This is a genomic window from Anaerosporobacter sp. (genome assembly GCF_965301125.1).
Window position 1 is genome coordinate 1 of sequence record NZ_CBDLAM010000138.1, and the last position, 10,872, is coordinate 10,872.

The 10,872-nt window shown below is 35.7% G+C and carries 10 protein-coding genes; all 10 read left to right on the forward strand.

Annotation, left to right across the window (positions count from 1 at the left end):
• Positions 1–437, forward strand: a 437-nt coding sequence (locus tag ACW2QF_RS14025) for a DMT family transporter (RefSeq protein ID WP_455716631.1), incomplete at its 5' end; no start/stop codon positions are given.
• A 262-nt stretch (positions 438–699) separates the two neighbouring features.
• Positions 700–2,412, forward strand: coding sequence for an ATP-binding protein (locus ACW2QF_RS14030; protein WP_455716632.1), 1,713 nt, complete (start codon positions 700–702; stop codon positions 2,410–2,412).
• Positions 2,409–3,098: a response regulator transcription factor gene (locus tag ACW2QF_RS14035; protein WP_455716633.1), complete on the forward strand. Its 690-nt coding sequence runs from the start codon at positions 2,409–2,411 to the stop codon at positions 3,096–3,098. The genes ACW2QF_RS14030 and ACW2QF_RS14035 overlap by 4 nt, the downstream gene beginning before the upstream one ends.
• 9 nt (positions 3,099–3,107) lie before the next feature.
• Entirely contained in the window at positions 3,108–3,848 is a 741-nt protein-coding gene (locus ACW2QF_RS14040) for an RluA family pseudouridine synthase (protein WP_455716634.1), read from the forward strand.
• Positions 3,849–3,994: 146 nt separating this feature from the next.
• A complete protein-coding gene (ytvI, locus tag ACW2QF_RS14045) occupies positions 3,995–5,032 on the forward strand; it encodes a sporulation integral membrane protein YtvI (protein ID WP_455716635.1) in 1,038 nt (345 codons plus the stop codon).
• A gap of 173 nt (positions 5,033–5,205) precedes the next feature.
• Positions 5,206–5,625, forward strand: a complete 420-nt coding sequence (gene rpsL / locus ACW2QF_RS14050) for a 30S ribosomal protein S12 (protein WP_455716636.1) — start codon at positions 5,206–5,208, stop codon at positions 5,623–5,625.
• Positions 5,626–5,842: 217 nt separating this feature from the next.
• Positions 5,843–6,313, forward strand: coding sequence for a 30S ribosomal protein S7 (gene rpsG, locus ACW2QF_RS14055; RefSeq protein ID WP_455716637.1), 471 nt, complete (start codon positions 5,843–5,845; stop codon positions 6,311–6,313).
• A 294-nt stretch (positions 6,314–6,607) separates the two neighbouring features.
• Complete coding sequence (fusA, locus tag ACW2QF_RS14060; protein WP_455716638.1) at positions 6,608–8,725, forward strand: elongation factor G; 2,118 nt, start codon at positions 6,608–6,610, stop codon at positions 8,723–8,725.
• A 199-nt stretch (positions 8,726–8,924) separates the two neighbouring features.
• Complete coding sequence (gene tuf, locus ACW2QF_RS14065; RefSeq protein WP_455716639.1) at positions 8,925–10,112, forward strand: elongation factor Tu; 1,188 nt, start codon at positions 8,925–8,927, stop codon at positions 10,110–10,112.
• Between the two features lie 119 nt (positions 10,113–10,231).
• Entirely contained in the window at positions 10,232–10,813 is a 582-nt protein-coding gene (locus ACW2QF_RS14070) for a class I SAM-dependent methyltransferase (RefSeq protein WP_455716640.1), read from the forward strand.
• Positions 10,814–10,872: the final 59 nt, after the last annotated feature.

A 10,872-nucleotide genomic window follows, 5' to 3' on the forward strand; every position in this document is an offset into this window, starting at 1 on the left:
TATTAACAATATTATGCAGTGTCTTTTTTAATGTATATTTTATTATGATTGATTATACTTCGAAAAAATATAGTGCTTACAATTTATCTGTTTATCAGTTTATAACCTGTGCTCTTTTATCGTTAATCTTTACGACTAGTATAGAAGGCACAAATGTGATAGCAATCAGTCAATTTTTACTTGATAAAGTGGTATTGTATAGAGTAATATATTTGGCTATTATGTCAACTATGTTGTGTTACTTAATTTTGCAAGTTTGTCAGAAATATACGGATATAAAATATGTAACAATATTGTTAGCCTTAGAAGCGGTGTTTGGAATGGTTTTCGAAGTATTGTTTTATAACACTGCTATTACTGTAAAGCTTATTAGTGGCTGCATTTTGATTTTTGTTTCAATTATAGTAAGTGAATATAAATTTAAACCTCGTAATTAAACACTATATCTTAAATTCTAACCCTGTTTCTAGGGAAAAATCCATGATAGAAAGCGGAATCTAAAAACCTATAGTGAATACATAAAGGTTTTTAGAAAAAGTTAAGAAACTAATTGAAGAGTTTATATGTAAATCAAAGACGCGTATGCTATAATATAACTTATGAGAAGCAGAGAAGCTATTTCTAGGTCTTACACGAAGTACAAGACTGTAGCTCCGATAGGAGTCTAGCTATTAGAAAGATGAAAAAGAGGGTGGAAAGATGAAGTTGCGCCAGAGAATCGCAATTGCCTTCATAACAATTATATCACTTCCTATTATCATGGTTGCTGCAGTTGGTGGTGTGATTATTAATAATCAAATCATATCTATTCAGCAAACATATGATGTGGATTCTAATACAATTCAAGTAATAACTAATCCTATACAGTTACTAAATCGAGTAACAAGAGGCGTATATAATGAAATTAAGTTATGTGCGTTGAAACAACCACAGAAATTAGAGGACATGGATTATATTAGGGATTTAAATTCTGAATTAGTAGGTAAGTATTCCTTTATCGTACTACGAAAAGGAGATAAGATTGAATATGCGGGTGATAGAGTTAAATTAAACCGTATTAGTGAGGAACTACCCAAATTCGCGGATTATACCATTAGTACAGATGGAGGGATCTATCTCGGAGGAGATTATCCTTGTCTAGTTAAACAACAAGACTTCTATTACCAAGATGGAACAGAGGGTTCAATCTTTGTAGTAACGGATGTAAATAAGCTAATACCACAGCTGGAATCCTCAATCATTCAGTGCTCAGTTGCATTCATACTAATCATTTTCTTCACAGCAATTATACTTACTTTTTGGATTTACCGTAGTGTACTTAGACCTTTACGGACATTACAGATTGCAACGAATAGGATTAAATGTGGTGATCTAGATTTTACTGTAAAGGCAGAGAAGGATGATGAAATTGGTGCGCTGTGTGAAGATTTTGAAGATATGAGACGTAGAATAAAGGAACTAATTGAGGTTCGTATGCAGTATGAAAGAGATACGAAAGAATTAATTAGTAACATCTCTCATGATTTAAAGACTCCGTTAACAGCTATTAAAGGATATGCGGAAGGAATCATGGATGGAGTAGCAGATACACCAGAAAAGCAGGATAAATATCTGAAGACAATCTACACAAAGGCAGTAGACATGACATCATTAGTAGACGAGTTATCATTCTATTCTAAGATTGACTGCAATACAATTCCATATAACTTTGCAAAAATCTATGTAGATCAATATTTTACAGATTGTATAGAAGAGTTAGGCTTAGACCTTGAAGTTAAGAATATTGATGTGGCATATTTTAATTACGCAGATGATAATGTAAGGGTAATTGCAGATCCAGAACAGTTAAAGCGTGTAGTGAACAATATTATTGGAAATTCTGTTAAATATATTGATAAGAAAAAAGGAATTATCAATGTTCGAATAAATGATATTGGTAGCTATGTTCGCATTGAAATAGAGGATAATGGAAAAGGTATTGCAGAAAAAGATATATCGTATATCTTTGACCGTTTCTATCGTACCGATGGATCAAGAAATTCTTCAAAAGGCGGTACGGGCCTTGGGCTTGCTATTGCCAAAAAGATTATTGAAGAACATGGTGGAAGTATATGGGCTAGTAGTAAAGAGTTTGTTGGAACAACAATTTACTTTACATTGAAGAAAGTTGAAGAGAGTGAGAAAGCACTTGAGAATTTACCTGAAGTAGGTGACAACTCAAAATCAAAAAGTCGTAGAGTAGGCGAAGGAAAATATAGATTTTTCTTCTTACCAGCAAAGGATAAAACAAGCACAGAGCAGAATGGATCAAGTAAAGTCGAAAGTGATAAACCTGATCAAGAGGGACATTCACAGAAAGAGAAATCAAAGAAATCGGATAATAAGAACGATATCGGAGGGATTAAGGAATGAGTAAAATACTAATTATTGAAGATGAACTTGCAATTGCAGAATTAGAGAAAGATTATCTAGAATTAAGTGGATTTTCAGTTGATATAGAATCATCTGGAGACACAGGTGCCAAGAGAGCTCTTGCGGAGGATTATGATTTAATTATATTGGATCTTATGTTGCCAAATATGGATGGATTTGAAATCTGTAAAAAGATAAGAGAAGAAAAGAATATTCCTGTAATCATGGTTTCTGCTAAAAAAGATGATATTGATAAGATTCGTGGACTTGGGCTTGGTGCGGATGACTATATGACAAAACCTTTTAGTCCAAGTGAATTAGTGGCAAGAGTCAAAGCCCATATGGCAAGATATGAAAGACTAATTGGATCGGGTATGAAGGAAAACGAAGTAATCCAGATTCGTGGTATTAAGATCGATAAAACGGCTAGACGTGTATATGTGAATGGAGAAGAAAAAATCTTCACAACAAAAGAATTTGATTTGTTAACATTCCTTGCACAAAATCCGAATCATGTATTCACAAAAGAAGAATTATTCCAAGAAATCTGGGACATGGAGTCTATTGGGGATATAGCAACAGTAACGGTGCATATCAAGAAAATACGTGAGAAGATTGAATTAAATACTTCAAAACCTCAATATATTGAGACAATTTGGGGTGTTGGATATCGATTTAAAGTGTAAGGAGATCTAATGAAAATACCTATTATATATGAAGATTCCCATGTTCTTGTATGTGAAAAACCGGTTGGTATGTTGGTACAAAGTGACCGTTCTATGGACGTTGACATGGTGAATGAACTTAAGAATTATTTATATGAGAAACAAACGGAGAAAAAGGAACCCTATCTAGGACTCATTCATCGCCTGGATAGACCGGTGGGGGGTGTTTTAGTATTTGCTAAAACACCGGTTGCTGCAAAATCTTTAAGTAGCCAAGTTTCTGGAGAACAAGGTGGTAAGAATCCGCTTCCAAAGATGGAAAAGAAGTATTATGCTGTCATAGATAAGGACTTATCCCATAAACTAGGCAATGAAGCAGAAGAACTTGTGGATTATCTAGTAAAAGATGCAAGAACGAATACCTCAAAGATCACAGGTGCAAACGATAAGAACGGTAAGAAAGCAATACTATCGTATCAAGTTCTATCAACTGCTAAGGATGAGCAGGGGCACCCAGTATCATTAGTAGAGGTGACACTTAAGACAGGCAGACATCATCAGATTCGAGTACAGATGGCTGGAAACCAGATGCCATTATGGGGAGATACGAAATACAATGATTCTTTCATACGGAGGCAGAAACAAAATTCAGACATGAGATGGGCAAATATAGGTTTGTACTCTCATTCGCTAACATTTAGCCATCCAATATCAAAGAAGAGAATGCAGTTTAATGCTAATCCTAAAGAAGGTATCTTTAAGCAATTTTAAACGCATATGACTCTAATCTAAATAGTAAGCTAGCCGGTTTAAAGAATAACTCCCTATGTACTGTGCATATTTCATACAAAATTGCAGACACTATATGTATAAGTATAGCGAAACAAGGTATGATGATAAGCAACAGAGGTGTTATTGTGGAAAAAGATTGGAATCGTACTAAAGTTAAGACAGTGTTATTAATAATAGGAACAACCATAGCGGTATATCTTTTTTTTCGTTACGCCTTGCTCATGTTTGTTCCTTTTATATTGGCTTATTTTTTTACAAAGCTGTTGCGCCCCATTGTTAACCTCTTATATAAGAAAATTAAGATGTTGAAGATGATTAGTACCACAATCGTATTGATTTTGTTAGTTGGGATTATTGGTACTGGTTTGTTTTTCTTAGGTAAGAGACTAATTGAGCAGATTAGTAGCCTTGTAACAAACTTTCCGATATATAGAGAAGTGGTTCTGAGCGGATTACAGAAGATGTGCGGTTCCTGTGACAAGCTATTTGATTTGGATAAAGGACAGGCGTATCAATTTATCTATAGTAATGGAGAAAAAATATTCATAGGATTACAAGAGAAGATGGTTCCGGCCATTACTCAACGTTCATTAGGGATTGTGACCTTAATAATAACTATAGTTGCCAAAATCATGATTGTATTTATTGGAGTACTAATGATGATGAAAGACTATGACGAATATAAAGGGCTTTATGAACGGTCACGTTTTTATGAAGATATTCATAAAGTAACTGGTAAGTTATCGGAAGCAGGAATTGCATATTTGAAGACACAAGCGGTCATAATGATGATTACGGCAACTATTATGACATGTGGATTACTTTTGATTAAAAATAAATATGCGCTATTAATTGGTATTCTCATATCATTTTTGGATGCGTTTCCAGCACTCGGCTGTGGACTTGTGTTGATACCATGGTCTATAATAGAGTTGTTGTCAAAAGATATTCTACACGCTGCAGTAATTATTACAATTTATCTTATCTGTGAGCTAATGAGACAATTTTTAGAACCTAAATTACTAGGGGATAGGATTGGTATCAAACCAATCTTTATGTTGATGGCAATGGTAATTGGTGTCGAGTTATTTGGGATTCTTGGTTTTTTGTTAGGTCCATTAGGTCTTGTTATTATCTCGGCGGTTGTAAAGGCGTATAGCTAATGCTATAGAAAATACGAAATGCCATAAATTTTGTATATGAACCCTTGACAAGTAGAAAACTTTGAATTATACTCATCTAGTGTGCATTTTACTAGTATAGTATATTTGCATCGCTAAAGCTGATAAAAACAGCAACCACAGAAAAAACATCATTACCGCAGGAGGTGAAAGGAATGCCAACTTTTAATCAATTGGTAAGAAAAGGAAGACAAACTGTAGAGAAGAAATCAACTTCTCCAGCACTTCAAAAAGGTTTCAACTCATTAAACAAGAAAACTACTAACACATCATCACCACAAAAGAGAGGTGTGTGTACAGCAGTTAGAACAGCAACTCCTAAAAAGCCTAACTCAGCGCTTAGAAAGATTGCCAGAGTTCGTTTATCTAACGGAATCGAAGTAACTAGTTATATCCCAGGTGAAGGCCACAACTTACAAGAGCATAGTGTTGTTCTTATCAGAGGTGGTAGAGTAAAAGATTTACCAGGTACTAGATACCATATCGTTAGAGGTACACTTGATACTGCAGGTGTAGCTAAGAGACGCCAAGCTCGTTCAAAATATGGAGCTAAGAGACCAAAAGACGCTAAATAAGAATCATAAGTAACCACATTATCGCAATTTTCTGATTTAAGAGGTGCCGGGTTAATGAGTTTATTCCTGTAGGTTGCAGGTGACTATATATTAAGCTGGTTACGAACACAGAAAAACAATTGCAGTGAAATTGTAATTGCCACAATATGTGAGTACCGATGAATTAACAAGTGTATTGCCAGGTAACTGACAAACACGTATTAAGGAGGGAAGCACCGTGCCACGTAAAGGACATATTCAAAAAAGAGATGTATTAGCAGATCCATTATACAATAATAAGGTTGTAACAAAGCTTATCAATAACATTATGTTAGATGGTAAGAAGGGTGTTGCACAAAAGATCGTATACGGAGCTTTTAACCGAGTAGCAGAAAAAACTGGAAAAGATGCTGTTGAAGTATTCGAAGAAGCTATGAACAACATTATGCCAGTGCTTGAAGTTAAAGCTAGACGTATCGGTGGAGCAACTTACCAAGTACCAATCGAAGTTAGACCAGATAGAAGACAAGCGTTAGCTCTTCGTTGGATTACATTGTATTCTCGTAACAGAGGAGAAAAAACAATGGAAGAAAGATTAGCAAACGAAATTCTTGATGCAGCTAACAATACTGGTGCATCTGTTAAGAAAAAAGAAGATATGCACAAAATGGCAGAAGCAAACAAAGCGTTTGCTCACTACAGATGGTAAGATTCGCTGCGTAGTTGCAGAGATTCTATATCAACTATACAAGCCAATAACATGGAAGATAACCTCTTATGTAACCTTGGTTATATAAGAGGTTGTATAAAAATAAGAAACCACGCAGTCGTGGTGATCGAAAAGGAGTAACAATCACTGTTATTTTTTTTGACTTTACAGAATGTTATTCCGAAGGTTACAGTTGACCAAGCGAAGCAGATACACTCCGTATCTTCTTTGCTATCTTGCATATTTGAAGAAAATTGCAAGAGAAACACTGACTATTTTAAGGAGGAAAATCCCTTGGCTGGAAGAGAATATCCGTTAGAGAGAACCAGAAATATTGGTATCATGGCTCATATCGATGCAGGTAAAACTACATTAACTGAGCGTATCCTTTATTATACTGGTGTAAACTATAAAATCGGTGATACTCATGAAGGTACTGCTACTATGGACTGGATGGAGCAGGAACAAGAAAGAGGTATCACTATCACTTCAGCGGCAACTACTTGTCACTGGACTTTACAAGAAAAGACTAATGTAAAACCAGGTGCTGAAGAACACCGTATCAATATCATCGATACTCCAGGACACGTTGACTTCACTGTAGAAGTTGAGCGTTCATTACGTGTACTTGATGGTGCTGTTGGTGTATTCTGTGCTAAAGGTGGTGTAGAACCACAATCTGAAAATGTATGGCGTCAAGCAGACACATACAACGTACCTAGAATGGCATTCATCAATAAGATGGATATCTTAGGTGCAAACTTCTTTGGAGCGGTTGACCAAATCAAAACTAGACTTGGTAAAAACGCTATTATTCTTCAATTACCTATTGGTAAAGAAGATGACTTCCAAGGTATCATTGACTTATTTGAAATGCAAGCTTACATCTACAATGATGATAAGGGCGAAGATATTACAGTAACTGATATCCCAGAAGATATGAAAGATGATGCTGAATTATATAGAAGTGAATTAGTTGAGAAAATCTGCGAATTAGATGATGATTTAATGATGGCTTACCTTGAAGGTGAAGAACCAACTAATGAACAATTAAAAGCAGCTCTTAGAAAAGGTACTTGTGAATGTACTGCAATTCCTGTATGCTGTGGTTCAGCTTACAGAAACAAAGGTGTTCAAAAATTACTTGATGCAATTCTTGAATACATGCCAGCTCCAACTGATATTGAATCAATCAAAGGTGTTGATGATGAAGGTAATGAAGTTGTTAGACATTCATCTGATGAAGAACCTTTCTCAGCATTAGCATTCAAGATCATGGCTGACCCATTCGTAGGTAAGTTAGCATTCTTCAGAGTTTACTCTGGTTCTATGAACTCAGGTTCATATGTATTAAATGCTACTAAGAATAAAAAAGAACGTGTAGGTCGTATCCTACAAATGCACGCTAACAAGAGAGAAGAACTTGATAAAGTTTACGCTGGTGATATCGCAGCAGCTGTTGGTTTTAAATTCACAACTACTGGTGATACTATCTGTGATGAACAACATCCAGTTATTCTTGAGTCTATGGAATTCCCAGAACCAGTTATCGAATTAGCTATCGAGCCTAAGACAAAAGCTGGTCAAGGTAAGATGGGTGAAGCTTTAGCAAAACTTGCTGAAGAAGATCCAACATTCCGTGCTCACACTGACCAAGAAACTGGTCAAACAATCATCGCTGGTATGGGTGAGCTTCACCTTGAAATCATCGTAGATAGACTTCTTCGTGAATTCAAAGTTGAAGCAAATGTAGGTGCTCCTCAAGTTGCTTACAAAGAAACATTCACTAAACCAGTTGAAGTTGATAGCAAATATGCTAAACAATCTGGTGGTCGTGGACAATACGGTCACTGTAAAGTTAAATTTGAGCCAATGGATCCAAACGGTGAAGAAACATTCAAATTCGATTCAACAGTTGTTGGTGGTGCTATTCCTAAAGAATACATTCCTGCAGTTGGTGAAGGTATTGAAGAAGCAGCTCAAGCTGGTATCATTGCTGGATTCCCAGTACTTGGTGTTCACGCTACAGTATATGATGGTTCTTACCATGAAGTCGATTCAAGTGAAATGGCATTCCACATCGCTGGTTCTATGGCATTCAAAGATGCTATGAACAAAGGTGGAGCAGTATTACTTGAGCCAATCATGAAAGTTGAAGTTACTATGCCAGAAGAATACATGGGCGATGTAATTGGTGATATCAATTCACGTCGTGGACGTATCGAAGGTATGGAAGACATCGGTGGAGGTAAGATGGTTAAAGGTTATGTTCCACTTGCTGAGATGTTCGGTTATTCAACTGACCTTCGTTCTAAGACTCAAGGACGTGGTAACTACTCTATGTTCTTTGAAAAATATGAACAAGTTCCAAAATCAGTTCAAGAAAAAGTTATTGCTGCTAAGAGTAAATAATTTACAGTAAAAACTGTATTTACACAAAATTTTTCTTGAAAATATCGCTAATATGAAATATAATGGGTGATATGAGGCAATAATCTTCAATGGGTTATACATTCGTAAGAAGATTATAACAGAGCCAGGTTACCTGGCTCACTATAGAGAATTCAGTATTGCAGCCCAAAGGGCGCATATAAAAGGAGGACACTTTAAAATGGCTAAAGCTAAGTTTGAAAGAACGAAACCACATTGTAATATTGGTACTATCGGTCACGTTGACCATGGTAAAACTACTTTAACAGCTGCTATCACTAAAACTCTTTCTGAAAGAGTTGCTGGTAACGCTGCTGTAGATTTCGAAAATATCGATAAAGCACCAGAAGAAAGAGAAAGAGGTATCACTATCTCTACTGCTCACGTTGAATATGAAACTGAAAAGAGACACTACGCTCACGTTGACTGTCCAGGACATGCCGATTACGTTAAGAACATGATCACTGGTGCAGCTCAAATGGATGGTGCTATCCTTGTAGTTGCTGCAACTGACGGTGTTATGGCTCAAACTAAAGAGCACATCTTATTATCTCGTCAGGTAGGTGTTCCTTACATCGTTGTATTCATGAACAAATGTGACATGGTTGACGATGAAGAATTACTTGAATTAGTAGAAATGGAAATCACTGAGCAATTAGCTGAGTATGATTTCAATGACTGCCCAATCATCAAAGGATCTGCTTTAAAAGCTCTTGAAGATCCAAACGGTCCTTGGGGAGATAAAATCATGGAATTAATGGACGCTGTAGATGCTCATATTCCAGATCCTCAACGTGCTACAGATCAAGCATTCTTAATGCCAATCGAAGACGTATTCTCAATCACTGGACGTGGTACTGTTGCTACAGGCCGTGTTGAACGTGGTGTACTTCATGTAAATGAAGAAGTTGAAATCGTTGGTATCAAAGAAGAATCTCGTAAAGTAGTTGTAACTGGTATCGAAATGTTCCGTAAACTTCTTGATGAAGCTCAAGCTGGTGATAACATCGGTGCACTTCTTCGTGGTGTTCAAAGAACAGAAATCGAAAGAGGACAAGTTCTTGTTAAACCAGGTTCAATCAAATGCCATAACAAATTCACTGCTCAAGTTTACGTTTTAACTAAAGATGAAGGTGGACGTCATACACCATTCTTCAACAACTACAGACCACAATTCTACTTCAGAACAACTGACGTAACTGGTGTTATCGAGTTACCAGCTGGTGTTGAAATGTGTATGCCTGGTGATAACGTAGAAATTACAGTTGAATTAATTCACCCAATCGCTATGGAACAAGGTTTATCATTCGCTATCCGTGAAGGTGGACGTACTGTAGGTTCTGGTAAAGTTGCTACTGTAATCGAATAATTAATCGAATAGATTGATCATATTAAAACACCCCTTATTTATAAGGGGTGTTTTGTTGTTTTACTGTGTTATTGTAGAATTATGATATTAATTCAATTATAGGAGGAAAAGGATATTCTATGGGGTCACAAGAAAAGGTATATAAGAATGCCGTAGAGATAGCGAAGGTATTATGTGAACAGAAACTACATTATGGCGATATTGCCATTGATTGTACGATGGGGAATGGAAATGATACTGCATTTTTATGTGAATTAGTTGGTGATAGTGGTAAAGTGTATGCTTTTGATATTCAAGAAACTGCAATTGAAAATACCCGTAGACTTCTGAGTGATTATAATTTATTGGAGAGGGCAGAACTTATTTTAGATGGACATCAAAATGTTGATAAATATGTTACTAGTAAAGTAAAATTTGTAATATTTAATTTAGGCTATCTTCCAAAAGTAGATCACAGGGTAGTAACGAAAACAGAAACGACTTTACCAGCTATTGAAAAGTGTTTGAACTTATTACAAAAAAATGGAGTAATAATACTTGTGTTATATCCTGGACATGAAAGTGGAACAGAAGAAAAGAAGAATATAGTGGAGTATGTAAGTAATTTATCACAGAAAGAATATAGTGTTAGTCACTTACATTTTTTAAATCAAATTAATAATCCACCAGAATTAGTTTGTATTGAAAAAGTGAAAGATTAAGATAGATAAGACTATAATAAATTAATTATAATTATATGGGTTAAAGCATAAAATAGAAG